Source organism: Kribbella steppae, assembly GCF_004342025.1.
Lineage (GTDB): Bacteria > Actinomycetota > Actinomycetes > Propionibacteriales > Kribbellaceae > Kribbella > Kribbella steppae.
Genome location: NZ_SLWN01000001.1, coordinates 748,256 through 764,136 on the forward strand (window position 1 = coordinate 748,256; position 15,881 = coordinate 764,136).

17 protein-coding genes are annotated in these 15,881 nt (G+C 66.7%); 13 read left to right on the forward strand and 4 right to left on the reverse strand.

What is annotated here, in order from left to right:
• Both EV652_RS03435 and EV652_RS03440 read right to left on the reverse strand, forming a co-directional pair.
• Window positions 1-942, reverse strand: a complete 942-nt coding sequence (locus tag EV652_RS03435; RefSeq protein WP_132207443.1) for a carbohydrate ABC transporter permease — start codon at window positions 940-942, stop codon at window positions 1-3.
• Window positions 939-1,934 carry an ABC transporter permease gene (locus EV652_RS03440; RefSeq protein WP_132207444.1) on the reverse strand — a complete coding sequence of 332 codons (996 nt, stop codon included), beginning with the start codon at window positions 1,932-1,934 and terminating at the stop codon, window positions 939-941. The genes EV652_RS03435 and EV652_RS03440 overlap by 4 nt, the downstream gene beginning before the upstream one ends.
• Before the next feature lie 1,168 nt (window positions 1,935-3,102).
• Here EV652_RS03440 and EV652_RS03445 point away from each other — a divergent pair.
• On the forward strand, window positions 3,103-4,368 hold the full coding sequence (locus EV652_RS03445; RefSeq protein WP_132207445.1) for an MFS transporter: 1,266 nt from the start codon (window positions 3,103-3,105) through the stop codon (window positions 4,366-4,368).
• A 58-nt stretch (window positions 4,369-4,426) separates the two neighbouring features.
• Here the strand turns inward: EV652_RS03445 and EV652_RS03450 are convergent, their stop codons facing one another.
• On the reverse strand, window positions 4,427-5,419 hold the full coding sequence (locus EV652_RS03450) for a TerC/Alx family metal homeostasis membrane protein (protein ID WP_132207446.1): 993 nt from the start codon (window positions 5,417-5,419) through the stop codon (window positions 4,427-4,429).
• Between the two features lie 428 nt (window positions 5,420-5,847).
• Between EV652_RS03450 and EV652_RS03455 the strand changes: the two genes are divergently transcribed.
• The 7 genes from EV652_RS03455 to EV652_RS03485 all read left to right on the forward strand — a co-directional run bounded on the left by EV652_RS03455 (window position 5,848) and on the right by EV652_RS03485 (window position 11,663).
• Window positions 5,848-7,119: an ATP-grasp domain-containing protein gene (locus EV652_RS03455; RefSeq protein ID WP_132207447.1), complete on the forward strand. Its 1,272-nt coding sequence runs from the start codon at window positions 5,848-5,850 to the stop codon at window positions 7,117-7,119.
• Window positions 7,116-8,351 carry an MFS transporter gene (locus tag EV652_RS03460; RefSeq protein WP_132207448.1) on the forward strand — a complete coding sequence of 412 codons (1,236 nt, stop codon included), beginning with the start codon at window positions 7,116-7,118 and terminating at the stop codon, window positions 8,349-8,351. Before EV652_RS03455 ends, EV652_RS03460 begins: the two co-directional genes overlap by 4 nt.
• A 406-nt stretch (window positions 8,352-8,757) precedes the next feature.
• The gene (locus EV652_RS45065) at window positions 8,758-8,991 is read left to right on the forward strand and encodes an RlpA-like double-psi beta-barrel domain-containing protein (protein WP_242001521.1); all 234 of its coding nucleotides are present in this window, start codon (window positions 8,758-8,760) and stop codon (window positions 8,989-8,991) included.
• A gap of 13 nt (window positions 8,992-9,004) precedes the next feature.
• Entirely contained in the window at window positions 9,005-9,607 is a 603-nt protein-coding gene (locus tag EV652_RS03470) for a cell wall protein (protein ID WP_132207450.1), read from the forward strand.
• Window positions 9,608-9,620: 13 nt separating this feature from the next.
• Window positions 9,621-10,454, forward strand: a complete 834-nt coding sequence (locus EV652_RS03475; RefSeq protein ID WP_132207451.1) for a MauE/DoxX family redox-associated membrane protein — start codon at window positions 9,621-9,623, stop codon at window positions 10,452-10,454.
• Window positions 10,455-10,713: 259 nt separating this feature from the next.
• Entirely contained in the window at window positions 10,714-11,061 is a 348-nt protein-coding gene (locus EV652_RS03480; protein WP_132207452.1) for a helix-turn-helix domain-containing protein, read from the forward strand.
• On the forward strand, window positions 11,058-11,663 hold the full coding sequence (locus EV652_RS03485; protein ID WP_132207453.1) for a mobile mystery protein B: 606 nt from the start codon (window positions 11,058-11,060) through the stop codon (window positions 11,661-11,663). The genes EV652_RS03480 and EV652_RS03485 overlap by 4 nt, the downstream gene beginning before the upstream one ends.
• Before the next feature lie 6 nt (window positions 11,664-11,669).
• Here EV652_RS03485 and EV652_RS03490 read toward each other — a convergent pair whose 3' ends face one another.
• Window positions 11,670-12,191 (reverse strand): NUDIX domain-containing protein, encoded by a 522-nt coding sequence (locus EV652_RS03490; protein WP_199237973.1) that lies wholly within the window; start codon window positions 12,189-12,191, stop codon window positions 11,670-11,672.
• A 78-nt stretch (window positions 12,192-12,269) separates the two neighbouring features.
• Between EV652_RS03490 and EV652_RS03495 the strand changes: the two genes are divergently transcribed.
• Genes EV652_RS03495 through EV652_RS03515 form a run of 5 tightly spaced genes read left to right on the forward strand, consistent with a single transcriptional unit; the run spans window position 12,270 to window position 15,851 of the window.
• Window positions 12,270-13,178, forward strand: coding sequence for a metal ABC transporter substrate-binding protein (locus tag EV652_RS03495; RefSeq protein ID WP_242001522.1), 909 nt, complete (start codon window positions 12,270-12,272; stop codon window positions 13,176-13,178).
• Window positions 13,175-13,915, forward strand: a complete 741-nt coding sequence (locus EV652_RS03500) for a metal ABC transporter ATP-binding protein (RefSeq protein WP_132207455.1) — start codon at window positions 13,175-13,177, stop codon at window positions 13,913-13,915. Before EV652_RS03495 ends, EV652_RS03500 begins: the two co-directional genes overlap by 4 nt.
• On the forward strand, window positions 13,912-14,781 hold the full coding sequence (locus tag EV652_RS03505) for a metal ABC transporter permease (RefSeq protein ID WP_132207456.1): 870 nt from the start codon (window positions 13,912-13,914) through the stop codon (window positions 14,779-14,781). The genes EV652_RS03500 and EV652_RS03505 overlap by 4 nt, the downstream gene beginning before the upstream one ends.
• Window positions 14,778-15,458: a metal-dependent transcriptional regulator gene (locus EV652_RS03510; RefSeq protein ID WP_242001523.1), complete on the forward strand. Its 681-nt coding sequence runs from the start codon at window positions 14,778-14,780 to the stop codon at window positions 15,456-15,458. The genes EV652_RS03505 and EV652_RS03510 overlap by 4 nt, the downstream gene beginning before the upstream one ends.
• Entirely contained in the window at window positions 15,459-15,851 is a 393-nt protein-coding gene (locus EV652_RS03515; RefSeq protein WP_199237974.1) for a VOC family protein, read from the forward strand.
• Window positions 15,852-15,881 lie beyond the last annotated feature (30 nt).

Sequence of the window (15,881 nt, forward strand, 5' to 3'; positions counted from 1 at the left end):
TTATCCCTTGACCGCGCCGACCATCACGCCCTTGGTGAAGTGGCGGGCGACGAACGGGTAGATGAGCAGTACGGGCAGGCTCGAGATGACGATGAGCGCGTACTTGAGGACGTTGGCCAACTGCTGCTGTTCGAGCTGCTGGGCCAGGTTCTGGGTGGTCGAGCCACCCGAGGTGGTGTTCAGGATCAGGACGTTGCGGAGCACGATCTGCAGCGGGTACAGACCCGGGTCCTTGAGGTAGACCAGCGCGTCGAAGTAGCTGTTCCACTGGGTGATGGCGTACATCAGCGCGATCACGGCGATGACCGGCTTGGACAGCGGCAGCACGATCGACCAGAGGAAGCGCAGATCGCTCGCGCCGTCGATCGTCGCCGCCTCGTACAGCTCGTCCGGGATGGTCGAGCGGAAGAAGGTGCGCGCGATGATCACCTGCCAGACCCCGATCGCGCTCGGGATCACCATCGCCCACCGGGTGTTCAGCATGCCCAGGTCCTGCACCACCAGGTACGTCGGGATCAGGCCGCCGGAGAACAGCATGGTGAAGATCAGCACGCTCATGATCACGTTCCGGCCGAACAAGGAACGCCGCGACAACGGATAGGCGATCGCGATCGTCAGCGTGACACTGATCAGGGTGCCGCCGACCGCATAGATGAACGAGTTCAGGTAGCCCTGCATGATCTGGGGATCGCCGAACGCCACCTTGTAGGCCTGCAGGCTTGGCTCGACCGGCCACAGCAGCACCCGGCCGGCACTCACCGCGGACGCACTGCTGAACGAGTTCGCGACGATATAGATCAGCGGTACCGCGACCAGGATCAGCGCGATCCAGAGCATGATCTTCACGCCGAACAGGAAGGCCTTGTCGGTTCGGGTCTCCGCGATCACGGTGGCATCGGGACGTCCCGTCGTACGGCGGAATCCTTGCAGTGAAAGGCTCATGACCAGAGTCCGTTTCCGGTGATGCGCTTGGCGGCGAAGTTCACGCCGAGCAGCAGGAACAGGTTGATCACCGAGTTGAACAGCCCGATCGCGGTGGCCATGCTGAAGTCGGCGTTCAGCAGGCCGGTCTTGTAGACGTAGGTGGCGATGATCTCGGACTGGGCCAGGTTCAGCGGGTTCTGCAGCAGGAAGGCCCTCTCGAAGCCGATCGACATGATGTTGCCGACGCCCAGCACCAGGATGATCACCGCGGTCGGCATGATCCCGGGCAGGTCGACGTGCCAGATCCGCTTCAGCCGGGTCGCGCCATCGATCTTGGCCGACTCGTGCAGCGCCGGGTCGATACCGGCCAGCGCGGCCAGGTAGATGACGGCCGAGTACCCGGTGGTCTGCCAGACGTCGGACCAGACGTAGATGTGCCGGAAGTAGTCCGGGTTGCCGAGGAAGTCGACCGCCGGTACGCCGAACAGCCCGATCGCGTCGTTGACGAACCCGAGCCGCGGCGACAGCACCAGGATCGTCATCGAGACGACCACCACGGTGGAGATGAAGTACGGCGCGTAGGTGACCAGCTGGACGGTCTTCTTGAACCGGCCGTTGCGGATCTCGTTCAGCGCGATGGCCAGGATGATCGGGATCGGGAAGCTGGCCAGCACGGTGTAGGCGGCCAGGATGAAGGTGTTCTTCACCAGCGTCCAGAACACCGGATTGGCGAAGAACAACTCGAAGTTGCGGAACCCGACCCACTCGCTGCCCCACGGCCCCTTGACCGGGCTGTAGTTCTTGAACGCGATCACCGCGTTCGCGATCGGGATGTACTTGAAGATGACGAAGTACGCGAGCGGTACGAGGACCAGCAGGTACAGCTGCCAGTGCCTTCGCAGACTGCGGTGGGCCGCGGTCCGCCGGCTCGGGCGGGGTATCCGGGCGGGCGTCACCTTCTCCCCGCGGACCGGCGCGGGCGGCGCCGCCGGCTTCAACGTTGTGCTCACTCCTCATCCTTTCCAACCCAATATCCGATAGGATCCTAGGTTCTACTTCCGGGAGGATGACACAGAACCTCCGGCAGCGGAAGAGCCTCACCCCGGCCGAGACCAGACCTTGACCGATCGACTCAGATCCCTTGTTTTCAAGGGCTTTCCCACGTTGCTTCAGGCAACTAATAGGCGGGATGCACCGAATGATCCGATGGCTGGGCCACCGGATCCGGGCATGCGCCAGTCCCGGACGGAGTCGCTCTGAGCCGCCGACCCCGGTCCGAACTGCTGCCACCTCCCCCACCCCGGAACGAGGTACGGAGGCTTTTATTTCCTTTGTGAACTATATCGCAGTCAACCCGTCCGCCCCCATCGCTGTCAACCCGTCCAGCACGCTGAGGTTGGGATAGTTGGGTTGTGGAACTGACGTGGTGGGACGAGGCGGATGGGACGCGGCTGTATCTGCTGAGTGGATCGGCGCAGCTTGCCGGGCAGGAGGAACCGGCGCGGCTGCACGCGGCGGGTGAGGGGGGCGTCGGTAGGCCGGTGTTCGGGGTCAACCCGGAGTCGGAGCGGGATCGCGCGATGGTTGAGGCAGCCGGGTATCGGGTGGCCTTCACCATGATTCGGATGCAACGGGCGCTGAGCGAACCGGCAGCGGTTGCGTTGCCTGCCGGCGCCGAGGTGCCCGGCATCCGGCCGACTGGTGCCGTCGCGGCCTGGCCTCAGCACTGCTCCGGACCAACCACTCCCAGCTCTGGCAGTACGGCGTACGCGCGACCTCACTGTGGACGATCATGGAGAACCCGACCGGCAGTGTGGCTCTGTACGAAAGCCTGGGCTACCGCATCGCCGAACGGCTGCCGAGGTATCGCAAACCGTTCTAGTCCGCGATCGCACCGCGATTCTCTGGATCGGGGCGCGAAAAACCTGACCCGACCATCACGGGGGAACGGCCGGGCCAGGCACTATCGATGGTACCTCTGATCACCGCTCGTGGTTGCCTAAATCGGAGGCGGACTCGCCGGATCCTGCCCTACTCTGACGCCATGCAACGTCGATCCTGAAAGCGCACCTCCGCACTCGCCCACCGGGTGGGTCGCCGTCGTGCGTCACGCAAGCGTTTGACCTGTAGAAGGTCGCGCTTCGTCATGCCCGCACACGCTTTCGGGAGCGACCCACGATGCCTGTCTTCCGTTCGGCCGATCCGGTCCGGACCTATTACGCCTTCAACACCGCCTGGGCCTTCTTCGGCGCCCTCGCCTTCACGCTCAGCATGGTGTACTACGTCCGCGACGTCGGACTGGATCCACTCCAGATGGTCCTGGTCGGCACCACTCTCGAGCTCGCCTGCTTCCTGTTCGAGGTACCCACCGGCATCGTCGCCGACCTGTACAGCCGCCGGCTGTCCGTCATCATCGGCTTCGCCCTGATCGGCGCCGGTCTCCTGCTGCAGGGGCTGGTGCCGACGTTCCTGGCGATCCTCGCCGCTCAGGTGCTCTGGGGTGTCGGCTACACCTTCACCTCCGGCGCCGACCAGGCGTGGATCACCGACGAGGTCGGCGTGGATCGCGCGGCCAAGGCGTTCGTCCGGGGGCAGCAGTTCGCCCTGGCCGGCACGATCGCCGGGACCGTCTCCGCCGGCGCGCTCGGTCTGATCAGCTTGCCGCTGCCGATGGCGCTGGCGGGTGCCGGGATGATCCTGCTCGCGCTGGTGCTGGCGATGGTGATGCGCGAGGACAACTTCCACCGCACACCGAAGGGCGAGCGGGAGACGTTCAAGCAGATGGCCGAGACGTTCAAGCACGGTCTCGGGGTCGCTCGGCGGCGTCCCGTCGTACGGACGCTGGTGCTGATCAGCCTGATCTCCGGGCTGGCCAGCGAGGCGTTCGACCGGTTGTGGTCGGTGAAGATCCTGGACTTCCAGTTCCCGACGGTCTTCGGTACGTCGGCCCCCGCGTTCTGGTTCACGGTGTTCGCCCTGGTCGGGACGCTGCTGTCCCTGATCACGTCGGTGGTGCTGAACAAGCTGTCACCGGAGCGGCTGAGTGCCACGCATCCGAACGGCATCCTCGCGGTGCTGAGTCTGTTCGAGGTGGCCGCCGTGATCACGTTCGCGCTGCTGGACCACCTCTGGCTGGCGCTTGCCGTGCTGTGGATCAAGACGATCGCCGGCACGCTCGCGTGGCCGATCGAGTCCGCCTGGCTGAACCGGCACGTCGACTCCCGGTCCCGGGCCACAGTGATCTCGATGGTGTCGCAGGCCAACGCGATCGGTCAGGTCGTCGGCGGACCGCCGCTCGGCGCCGTCGGCCGCTCGTCCCTGCGCGCCGCCCTGCTCGCCTCAGGCCTGATCCTCACCCCCATCCCGCTCCTCTTCCTCCGCCTCCGCCCAGCCCGCGACAGCGCGCTTTCCGGAGAGAAATCGTCACTGGGGGCCGCCGATTAGTTTCCGCAAACCGGCCGCGACTCCACGGCGGTGGGTCGCGGCCGGCGTCGTACCGGAGTTACTCGTCGATCTTGATGCGGACCTCGATGCGGCGGCGGTCGTACGACGACTTGATCAGGCTGGCGCCCGTGGTGACGAACAGGGTGCCGGCGATGAAGCCGAGGGAGGTGAGGATGCCGATGTGCGGCAGGTGGATCGCGCCGATGTCGTCGATATGCGAACCGTGCAGCGCCTCGATGATCAGCTTCACGCCGATGAAAGCGAGGATCACCGACAGGCCGACGTTCAGGTAGATGACCCTCTCCAACAGCCCGCCGATCAGGAAGTACAGCTGGCGCAGACCCATCAGCGCGAACGCGTTGGCGGTCAGCACGATATAGGCGTCCTGGGTGAGCCCGAAGATCGCCGGGATCGAGTCGAGCGCGAAGATCACGTTCGCCATCCCGATCGCGGCGATCACGATCACCAGCGGCGTCACCATCCGGCGGCCGTCGATGCGAGTGGTCAGCTTGGCGCCGTCGTAGTCGTGCGACAGCGGCAGGATCCGGCGCATCCCTCGCAGTACGGCGTTCTCCTGGAAGTCCGTCTCGTCGTTGTCACCCTCGAGCGCCAGCCGGACAGCGGTGTAGACCAGGAACGCGCCGAAGAGGTAGAACACCCAACTCGCGGCCGCGATCGCCGCCGCGCCGGCCAGGATGAACACCGCCCGCAGCACCATCGAGACCACGATGCCGACGTAGAGCACCTTGTCCTGCGCCAGACTCGGTACGGCGAACCTGGCCATGATGATGACGAACACGAACAGGTTGTCGACGCTCAGGCTGTACTCGGTGATGTAGCCGGCGACGAACTCACCACCGGTCGTCCCCGACCCTGGGCTGAACAGGAACAACCCGACCGCGAACAGTGCCGCCAGGCCGACGTAGAACAGCACCCACCGGGTCGCGTCCTTGATCGTCACGGTGTGATCGCGCCTGGCGATCACGATCAGGTCGAAAGCGACGATCGCCAGCAACCCGACGATGGTCAGGACCCAGACGGCAGGGGGCATGACAGAGACCATGACGAACCTCCGGACGACGGCAACAGAGCTTGGTCCGGAGGTCTCTTCCGCCCGGTGGTCCGGGCCGGCAGCACCGGTTCGGCCGCCCAGGCCTCCCGTGATGACGACACTGCCGCGTTCGGGCGCACGTCACCGCGGCCCGAGAGGAATACTCCCCTCCACAAACACGCCGAGTGTATCCGTCACCAATGGAAATTACCGTGCACCAGGTCACAGCCAGCGTGTTCCGAACGATCGTATACCGCATACAGACTTCAGCGCTAGTTGGGGCGCTTCTCCCGCCGTGACGCCACGCCCGACTCCCTAGGACCTCCTCAGGACCAAGGATAGGGAGGAGTGCCTATGCGCCGGCCGACCTCAGACGAGCAGATTCTGGGATGCCCGGCAGGGAGCCGGCCGCCCCAGAGGAGCACCAGATGGTTACGAACGACTCGGTCAAGGCCACCACCGGACGGCGTCGCGTCCTGGTCATCGGCGGCAAGCTCAAGCATGTACGCAAGGCCCGGGAGCTCGGCCTGGACGTGGTTCACGTCCAGTTCCCGGACGAGTACGACCGCGGCCACTGGCCCTACGTCGATCAGGCACTGCTGCTCGACTACGGCGACATCGACCGGCTCCTGCCGCTGGTCCGGGTGTTGCACGAGGCGTACCCGTTCCAGGCGGCCGTGTCGCTGTTCGAGCTCGGGCTGCTGCCGGCGGCGCGGATCAACGAGGCACTCGGCCTCGACGGCGAGTCCGTCGCCACCGTGGAACTGCTGCTGGACAAGTGGCGGATGCGCCGGCACCTGGCCGCACGGGGCATCAGCCCAATGGCCTCCGCGGTCGGCCGTTCCGCGCAGGACGTTCGGGACTTCGTTCAGGCGCACGGGCTCCCGATCATCGTCAAGCCGATCCGCGAATCGGGCAGCCTGGGGGTGTTCCGCATCCGCGACCAAGCCGACGTGGACGTCGTCGCCGAAAGGTTCCGATCCCTCGACGACGGGCAGTGGGCCGCCAAAGACCTGTTTTCCGCCGACTCCTTCGACGAGTTCCTGATGGAGGAGTTCCTGGACGGCCTGGAGATCAGCGTGGAGACCCTGAGCTTCGACGGCCGGCATGTGGTCGTCGCGGTGACCGACAAAGAGATCGGCGGCTCCGGTTTCGTCGAGATCGGACATTCGCAGCCCAGCGGCTACTCGGCCGAGACGCTGCGCGAGGTCACGCGCTTGGTGACGGACTTCCTCGACGCGGTAGGGCTGCGCAACGGTCCAGGGCACACCGAGGTCAAGCTGACCTCGCGCGGCCCGCGGATCGTCGAGTCGCACAACCGCGTTGGCGGTGACCGGATCAACGAACTGGCCGAGATCGCCTACGGCGTTGACATGGAGCGGTACGCGCTGGGCGCCGGGTTCGGCCTGGTGGAGCCGCTGACCGCATCGCCCGAGCCTCGGGGCGGAGCAGCCGTCCGGTTCCTCACGCCGGAGCCCGGACGCGTCGTGGAGGTCACCGGCGTCGACGCCGTACGCGCGGACCCGGCGTTCGTCGACCTCCAGTTGGAGGTGGGGCCGGGTGACGACGTACCACCGCTGACCTGGAACGAGGACAAGGTCGGTCACGTCGTCGCCCGCGGCTCCACCGCCACCGAAGCGATCGCCCACGCCAGACGGCTGGCCGCGGCGATCCAGGTGCGTACCGAGGCCGTCGCGTGAGCAGCAGGCAGCCGGACCAGCCGGGCGTCGACGAGCCGCGATTCCGCGACGCGGTGCGCACCCTGCCCGGCCGGGTGTGGATCATCAGCGTCGGCATCCTGGTCAACCGACTGGGCAGCTTCCTGCCGGTGTTCATCGTGCTGTACCTGACCCAGCGCGGCTATTCCGCCGGCGCCGCGGGGTTCGTGCTGGGCGTGGCAGGTCTGGCCAACGTCCTCGGCAACGCCGTCGGCGGCTACCTCGCCGACAAGATCGGCCGGCGCTGGACCATCGTGGTGTCCGCCGTGCCCACCGCCGGTCTGACGGCGATGGTGCCGTTCGTCGAACCGTTCCCGATCCTCGTCGCGGTGGTAGGTCTCATCGGCGTGACGTCGCAGATCTACCGGCCGGCCGCGGCCGCCGTACTGCTCGACTCGGTGACGACCAACCAGCAACGACTCGCGGCCTTCGGGGTGTTCCGGTTCGCGATGAACCTCGGTTCGGCCCTGGGCGGCGTGATCGGCGGCGTACTGGCCAGCACCTCCTATGCGGGGCTCTTCCTGGCAAACGCCGCCGGATGCCTGCTGTTCGGCGTGGTCGTGGCGGTGCTGCTGCGGGACAAGCCCCAGCCGCCGTCCGGCCCGGACGACGCGGGCGCGCAGGCGGTGGGGTACCGGCAGGCGCTCGCCGACCGCACACTGGTGCGCTTCCTGGTGATGACCCTGGTCGCCGAGTTCGTCTACATCCAGTCCACCGTCGGCCTGCCCCTGCACGTCAACGCGGTGGACCTGAGCGCGCGCGACTTCGGTCTCCTCATCGGGCTCAACGGTCTGCTGGTGCTGGTGCTGGAGTTGCCCATCACCGGCGCGGTCTCCCGCTACCGGCCGGAGTACGTACTGGCCATCGGCAACCTGATCGTCGGAGTCGGTCTCGCGCTGACCGGGTTCACGACCGACATGGTCCTGCTGGCAGCGACGGTGGTGATCTGGACCTTCGGCGAGATGGTCACCAGCACCTACTCCCAGGCCTACCTGGGAAGCCTGACTCCGCCTGGGATGGTCGGGCGCTACCAGGGGTTGCACGGCGTCGCGTACACGATCGGTACAGGCGTCGGACCGCTCATCGGCGGCGCCGTGTACGCGATCGGCCCATGGGCACTGTGGGCCCTGGTCGCCGCGGCCGGACTGCTGTCCGCCCAGCTCTGTCTCCCGCGCCGCCGCGCGGCGTCCACAGTGAACGAACCAGATTCCTGACCATCAGCAGCCACGACGACGACCGCGGCAATCCAGCGAGCTCGCGAGCGCCTGGCTGCCGGCGTGGCACGCGACGGAGGAGCGTGCGTAGCGGGCTACGAGGGTCATCCTTGCGACCGTGGTCAAAAAGTTTCCGTTTCGGGGCTGAAGTCTGTGAGATTTCCCGCGATCGCGGTACAAAGAATTCCAGAAGGTCTGTCCGCCCCTAGACCTGGAGGAAATCGTCATGGCCGGAATCAACGGCGAAGTCTCATGGTTCTGTTGCGGTAACGCATGGGGACCCTGTGCGAGCACCGGACGAGGTGCTTGCGGAACCTGTCACTCGGGGAACTTCCAGCACGCCTGGCCGAACACCTCGGACGCGTGCTACGCCATCACCCGGCCGGACTCGTGCGGAATCACCGGGATGTCCCGGCGTACCTGCGGGTTCCGGCACTCCACGACCAACCTGTGCAACGGCGCGCGGGTGGTCACGTCGATCGCGGACTGCGGTCCGCAGACCGACCTGTTCTGTGGTGAGCGTGCCTGCTGCGGCGGCACGTGCGCCTCCAACCGGATCATCGACCTCACTCCGGCCGCGTTCTCCGCGATCGCGAGCCTGAGTGCCGGTCTGATCCCCTGCACCGTCGACGTCGGCTGAGGGGTGAGCTGAGATGACCACAACAATGGATCGCCGGTCCTTGCTCACCCGCGCCGCTCTCGGCGCCACCGGCCTGGTGGCCGCCAGCGCCATGGGTTCACTGGCCCCCGAGACCGCGTTCGCCGCGGCCACGCAGTACCCGGATGCCGACCAACCGGACCCGAACTTCGCCGAGGGCCTGATCATCGGCCGGAACCGGGATCTCCTGCAGGTGCAGGGCTCTGACGGCCGGATGCACCGGATCCAGCTGACCGGTGTGACCAGTGTCTGGAAGTTGCGGCCCACCACCCTGGACCAGGTCCGGGTCGGTGATGGCCTGTACGCCCGCGGCGTCCTGATGCCGGACGGAATCCTCGCCGCCGAGTCGGTGTGGGTGAACATCGTCAACCTCACCGTCGGCATCAACTCGATCGGGCGCTCGGCACTGCAGCTCGACCACCACGGCCAGAAGGTCGTCGGGCATCTGCAGCCCGGCCTCACCGCGGCCGTCTACAACGGCACTCCCGCGGTGTCGGACCTGTCGATGCTCAAGGTCGGCCGGCACGCCCAGGTGATCGGCGCCTGGCGACCGGGGACCAACGAGATCGACATCGCGACCATCTACGCCTCGAACTGACCGGGAGGCCGTGATGTTCGCACATCAGGTGGCGGCTGCCCAGCCGCTGCTCATCGGGTTGCTCTTGCTCTGGTCGTCATACGGCAAAGTCGTACGGCGGGACAGCGCAGAGCAAGCGAAACGTACGGCGTTGCCTGGGCTGGTCGGCGAGAAGCGTGCCGCACCGGTGTACCGCTTCGTCGGTGGAGTCGAAGCCGTGATCGCTCTGGCGCTGCTCGCGCCGCCGGTCTGGACTGTTGAGGCGATCCCGGCCGTGGCTCTGGCCGTTGGCTTCACCGGGTATCTGATCTACGCCAAGATCGTTGTCCCGGAGGCGTCCTGCGGCTGCGTCGGTTCGTCGGCCAAACCCGTCGACCGGCGGGCGATCGGCCGATCACTGTTGCTGCTGGCAACAGCATTGGCAGCGACCACGGCCAGCATCGAATGGTGGTCGGCCGGATCCGGAGCGGTCGTCCTGGTGCTGGAGGCCGCGGTGTTCGTCATGTTGTCCGCCGAGCTGGATCGGTACTGGCTGCTCCCTTTGCGTCGGCTGCGGTTGCGGATCACCCATCCACTCAGCGGCACCGCGACTGACGCCGTACCACTGGCTGCGACGCAGCGACGGCTGCTGCTCAGCCCGGCGTACCGTGCGGTCAACGGATTGCTGCGGTCCGATATCCACGACTACTGGGACGACGAGGACTGGCGGTTCGTCAGTTACACCGCCAGGTACGACGGCCGGCCGGCGACCGCCGTCTTCGCCGTACCGCATCACGACTCCACGCCGGAGTCCGTCCGGGTCGCCGTCGTCGACGAGACGTCGGGTCAGACCCTGTACCGCCCCACGGTGCTGGCCACCGCCGGGTAGGCGACACCTCGAGCCCTCGCGGAGCTGCTGACCGGCTCCGCGAGGGCTTCGTGCTGTTGACACCGATTGAGCGGCGGTGGCGTGACGCCGGACGTCATTAGGAAGGTTTCCTAATGATTGATTGACTCCCCTGCAAGAACGGCGGCACCCCGACCATCCTCATCGTCCGCCTCAAGTTCCCCTGATGCTTTGCGACGGTACTGTCACAGGGGCTACTCTGTGACAGTACCGTCACAGCAGGCGGGGACGGAGGATGGGCATGTCGATCCAGCAGATGGCTGGCCTGGGTGCGGCCGTTCGCGCCGAGCGACGTCGGCGCGGGCTGTCTCAGGCTGCCCTGGCCGCGCAGGCGGGCGTGTCGCGGGAATGGCTCAGCCGCCTGGAGAACGGGGCTCCCCGCCTCGAGGCGGACAAGGTCCTCACCATCATGGGTGTGCTCGGCTTCGCCGTACTCGCCCGCGACGAACAACCCACGCAGGCCGACATCGCGAAGGCTCAGAAGGTGGCTTGGACGATGGCCCTGGAGGCGCAGCCACTCACCGACGAGGGCTTCCAGCGAGTGCTTCGTAAAGTCGTCGCACGCCGCCAGGGTCGCTCCGCCGCGTGACGCAGCTCAGTAGCCACGAGGACGGTCAGACCCCAGTCGACGCCGACGATGCGCAGCACCTGACAGACAGCTACGCCTGGATCGGGACCCGCGACGAGCTGAACGACGCCGAGGCGTCGAACATCACCGATGCTCTGCTCTGGCTCGAGGATCAGGAGCTTGGAGCGAATGACCTGCTCAACCAGTCCGTGCTCCGCGAGCTGCACCGCCGGATGTTCGGCGAGGTGTGGAACTGGGCGGGTCTCCTCCGCCGGCGTGACACCACCATCGGCGTCCCGCCGGTCCAGATCCAGGAGCGGTTGCAGACGCTGCTCGGTGACACCCTCTTCTGGATCGAGCAAGGTACGTACGGCGCATCGGAGATCTGCATTCGGTTCCACCACCGGCTCGTCTTCATCCACCCGTTTGTGAGCGGCAACGGCAGACACGCACGCCTGGCCGCCGGCGCACTCGCCGACTCGCTCGGCCTCGGACCCGACCATCTGTCCTGGGGCGCACGCAGCGGTCAATCGCCGATCGAGGCTCGCCGTCGGTACCTCGATGCCCTTCGTGCCGCGGACAGAGGCGACTACACCGATCTACTGGCAACTGCCGTCCGCTAAGCGCGTTCAGCGGCCGAAGTCGGCGTACTTTGGGGTGCCGTCGGTGAGGGCCTGCTGGGCCAGGGTGAGGCGGCGGGTCAGGGAAGGGCGGAGGCGGTCGCGCGCTTCGTCGAGGGTGAGGAAGTCGTGGGCTCGGGCTTCCACCGGGTCGATCTTCAGTTGGGCGATGGTTGATGGATCGAGTACGCCGCCGTCGAAGATGAAGGCGAGGGCGTCGGACCAGACGCCGAGGGCCGGGACCCAGTCGACGACGAGGAGGGGGCCGATCTCCAGGGCCAGGCCGAGTTCCTCCTGGATCTCGCGCCGGCAGGCCTCGTACGGCGATTCGTCGTACTCGGCGATCCCACCGGGGATGTCCAGGGTCGGCTTGTAGGTCGGCTCGAGGAACAGGATGCGGCCGGCCTGATCGCGGATCAGCGCCCCGCCGGCCGCGGTCTTCCGCGGAAACCGGCCCGCGATCCCGGGATGGAACTCCTGCTCCGGCTCGCCCTCGGCGAGCAGATCGCCCCGGCGGATGTCGTCGTCCACGGCTCGCACCCTCCCAGTCGCGGTGCCGATCCGCAATCCGGCCTTGTTTTCGGTCCACCGAACTCTTATGTTTTCGGTGTGCCGAAAACAGTCGCGATCCTGCCGTTGCTGCTGGCTCTCGGGGTGTTGCCCGCGTGCTCGCCGAGCCAGGCCTCCGGCACCGACGAGCCGGTGGTGCTGACGACGTTCACCGTGCTCGCCGACATCGCGCGGAACGTGGCGGGCGACCACCTGAAGGTCGAGTCGATCACCAAGGTGGGTGCCGAGATCCACGGGTACGAGCCGACACCGGGTGACATCCGGAAGGCTTCGGACGCCGATCTGATCCTGGACAACGGTCTCAACCTCGAGGTGTGGTTCCACCAGTTCGTCGAGTCGGTCGACGTACCGCACAAGATCGTCTCCGACCGCGTCGCGCCGATGGACATCACCGAGGACTCGTACGCCGGCAAGCCGAATCCGCACGCGTGGATGAGCCCCAAGAACGTTCAGATCTACGTCGACAACATGGTCGACGCGTTCTCCGAGCTCGATCCCGAGAACGCGGCCGCCTTCGCCGCGAACGGCAAGACCTACAAGGCGGAGCTGCAGAAGGTGCAGGACGAGCTCGTGGCGGAGTTGTCGGCGGTGCCGAAGAAGCAGCGCGCACTGGTCAGCTGCGAGGGCGCGTTCTCCTACCTGGCGCGCGACGCCGGGCTCACCGAGAAGTACATCTGGCCGGTCAACGCCGAACAGCAGGCCACACCGCAGCAGATCGCCTCGACGACCGAGTTCGTGAAGACCAACGCCGTACCCGCGGTGTTCTGCGAGTCGACCGTGTCGGACAAGGCGATGCGACAGGTCGCGTCCGGCACCGGCGCCGAGTTCGGCGGCACCTTGTACGTCGACTCGCTGTCCGAGGCGGACGGCCCGGTTCCGACGTACCTGGACCTGATCCGGTACGACGCGGACACGATCATCCGCGGTCTGACGGGACGCACCTCATGACGGCGATCGAGGTCGAGAACGTCGTCGCTCGGTACGGCGACGTGGTCGCGCTGGACGGGGTGTCGCTGACCGTCGGGCCAGGCAAGGTGACCGGCCTGATCGGCATGAACGGATCCGGCAAGACCACGCTGTTCAAGGCGATCATGGGCATGATCCGTCCCGACCAGGGGCAGGTCCGGCTCGACGGCATCGACCCGGCGGTCGCACGCAAACGGGGCCGGATCGGCTACGTCCCGCAGAGCGAGGACGTCGACTGGACGTTCCCGGTGTCGGTGCGCGACGTGGTGATGATGGGCCGGTATGGGCATCAGGGCTTCACCCGTCGCACTCGTCCGGCCGACCAGGCCGCGGTGGCCGAGGCGCTGGAACGCGTAGAACTGACCGAGTACGCGGACCGGCAGATCGGCCAGTTGTCCGGCGGGCAGAAGAAGCGCGCGTTCGTTGCCCGCGGCATCGCTCAGGGCGCGCAGATCCTGCTGCTGGACGAGCCGTTCGCCGGTGTGGACAAGCGGTCCGAGGCCACCATGGTCGGCCTGCTGAGGGAGTTGGCCGCCGACGGCCGGACCATCCTGGTGTCGACTCACGACCTGCACGCCCTGCCCCAGTTGGCGGACGAGGCGATCCTGCTGCTGCAGCGGGTGCTGTTCCACGGCTCGGTGTCCGACGCGCTGCGTCCGGCCAATCTCGCCCGCGCTTTCGGTCTCGACGTACTCGAGCAAGAAGAGGGTGCGGCGTGAATCCGCTCGACTTTCTGCTGGAGCCGTTGCAGTACGACTTCATGGTCCGCGCCCTCATCACCACGGTGTTCGCCGCCGTCGTGTGCGCGGTGTTGTCGTGTTGGCTGGTGTTGCTCGGCTGGTCACTGATGGGTGACGCGGTCTCCCACGCCGTACTGCCCGGCGTCGTGATCGCTTACATCATCGGAGCCCCGTTCGCCCTCGGTGCGGTGGTGTTCGGGTTTCTCGCGGTGGCGCTCATCGGGATCGTCCGCGACACCAGCAGGGTGAAGGAGGACGCTGCGATCGGGATCGTGTTCACCACCCTGTTCGCCTTCGGTCTGGTGCTCGTCTCCGTCACCCCGAGTCAGACCGACCTGAACCACATCATCTTCGGCAACATCCTCGGCGTCTCGACCACCGACCTGGTCCAAATCGGCGTCCTGGCCGCCGTCGGCCTTGTCATCCTGGTGCTGAAGCGCCGCGACCTGACGCTCTATGCGTTCGACCCCATCCATGCCCACGCGATCGGCCTGTCACCGCGCCGGCTCGGCGCGCTGCTGCTCGGCATGCTGGCGCTCACAGCCGTGGTAGCGCTCCAGGTCGTCGGTGTCATCCTGGTGGTGGCGATGCTGATCATCCCGGGCGCTACGGCGTACCTGCTCACCGATCGGTCCGGCCGCATGCTCCTGATCGCGCCGATCATTTCCGCCGTATGCTCGGTCCTCGGCATCTACCTCAGCTACTGGTTCGACGCCGCCTCGGGTGGACTCGTCGTCGTGGTCCAGGGTGTCGTGTTCGCCTTGGTCTATCTGTTCAGCCCACGCCACGGCGTACTCGGCAGACACCTGACGACCAGTCGCCGGCGGGCGGCCGCGGTGGGATGAAGCGGAAGGACGCGATGGAATCCAGAGTCGTCGAGAACTACCTCAAGGCCGTCTTCAACGCCCGGGAGTGGTCCGAGGAACCGGTGACCGTCGGCGGTCTCGCCACCCGGCTGGGCCTGTCACCCTCGTCGGTGTCCGAACTCGTCCGCAAACTCACCGAGCGTGGGCTGCTCTCCCATGCCCGGTACGGCGCGATCGAACTGACCCCGGAAGGACAGCGGATCGCGCTCGCCATGGTCCGCAAGCACCGGCTGATCGAGACGTTCCTGGTCGACTACCTCGGCTACACCTGGGACGAGGTGCACGAAGAGGCGGAGATCCTCGAGCACGCGGTCTCCGACACCTTCATCGACCGGCTGGCGAGTCGCCTCGGCGAACCCGACCACGATCCTCATGGCGATCCCATCCCCCGCTCGGACGGCACCCTCCCGGACAACGACCAACTCCGGCTGGACACGGTTGGAGAAGGCGTACGGGCGCGGGTCGCGCGAGTTTCCGACAGCGACCCTGAGGTCCTCCGGCACCTCGACCAGCTCGGCATCACGATCGGCACCACTCTCACGGTCAACGGCCGCCATGACACCGCCGGCACGATCGACGTCGACCATGACGGGACGCCGGTAACCCTTGGTCTCGCGGTCGCTGATGCGATCCGCGTCGTACCCAAGGAGCGTTAAGTGTTGCGTGGACGATCAGACAAGGGGCATTGGTTCGGCACGGTGATCGACGCGCCGGATCCGCGGGCGCTCGGGCTGTTCTACCACCAGGTGTTGGGGTGGAAGGTCCACAAGAACGAGCCCAACGAGTTCGTCCTGGCGGTGCCGGGAAACTCGGAGACGTACCTGTCCTTCCAGTCGCAGACCTCGGCGAAATGGGTCCGGCCGATGTGGCCCGCTGTCGACGGTCAGCAGCAGATGATGATGCACCTGGACATCGAGGTCGGTGACCTCGACGCCGCCGTCGAGCACGCCCTCGAACTGGGCGCAACCCTCGCCGACGTCCAACCCCAGCAGGACGTCCGCGTCCTCCTGGACCCAGCCGGCCACCCGTTCTGCCTGTACGTCGGCTAGTTCGTAGCCGGGGTCTCAGGACGCGAAGGT

What these genes read in the sequence shown, in the direction of transcription:
- EV652_RS03435 (WP_132207443.1), bottom strand. Translation starts at nt 942, where the DNA reads ATGAGCCTTTCACTGCAAGGATTCCGCCGTACGACGGGACGTCCCGAT.
- EV652_RS03445 (WP_132207445.1), top strand. Translation starts at nt 3,103, where the DNA reads ATGCCTGTCTTCCGTTCGGCCGATCCGGTCCGGACCTATTACGCCTTC.
- EV652_RS03450 (WP_132207446.1), bottom strand. Translation starts at nt 5,419, where the DNA reads ATGCCCCCTGCCGTCTGGGTCCTGACCATCGTCGGGTTGCTGGCGATC.
- EV652_RS03455 (WP_132207447.1), top strand. Translation starts at nt 5,848, where the DNA reads ATGGTTACGAACGACTCGGTCAAGGCCACCACCGGACGGCGTCGCGTC.
- EV652_RS45065 (WP_242001521.1), top strand. Translation starts at nt 8,758, where the DNA reads ATGTCCCGGCGTACCTGCGGGTTCCGGCACTCCACGACCAACCTGTGC.
- EV652_RS03470 (WP_132207450.1), top strand. Translation starts at nt 9,005, where the DNA reads ATGACCACAACAATGGATCGCCGGTCCTTGCTCACCCGCGCCGCTCTC.
- EV652_RS03475 (WP_132207451.1), top strand. Translation starts at nt 9,621, where the DNA reads ATGTTCGCACATCAGGTGGCGGCTGCCCAGCCGCTGCTCATCGGGTTG.
- EV652_RS03480 (WP_132207452.1), top strand. Translation starts at nt 10,714, where the DNA reads ATGTCGATCCAGCAGATGGCTGGCCTGGGTGCGGCCGTTCGCGCCGAG.
- EV652_RS03500 (WP_132207455.1), top strand. Translation starts at nt 13,175, where the DNA reads ATGACGGCGATCGAGGTCGAGAACGTCGTCGCTCGGTACGGCGACGTG.
- EV652_RS03510 (WP_242001523.1), top strand. Translation starts at nt 14,778, where the DNA reads ATGAAGCGGAAGGACGCGATGGAATCCAGAGTCGTCGAGAACTACCTC.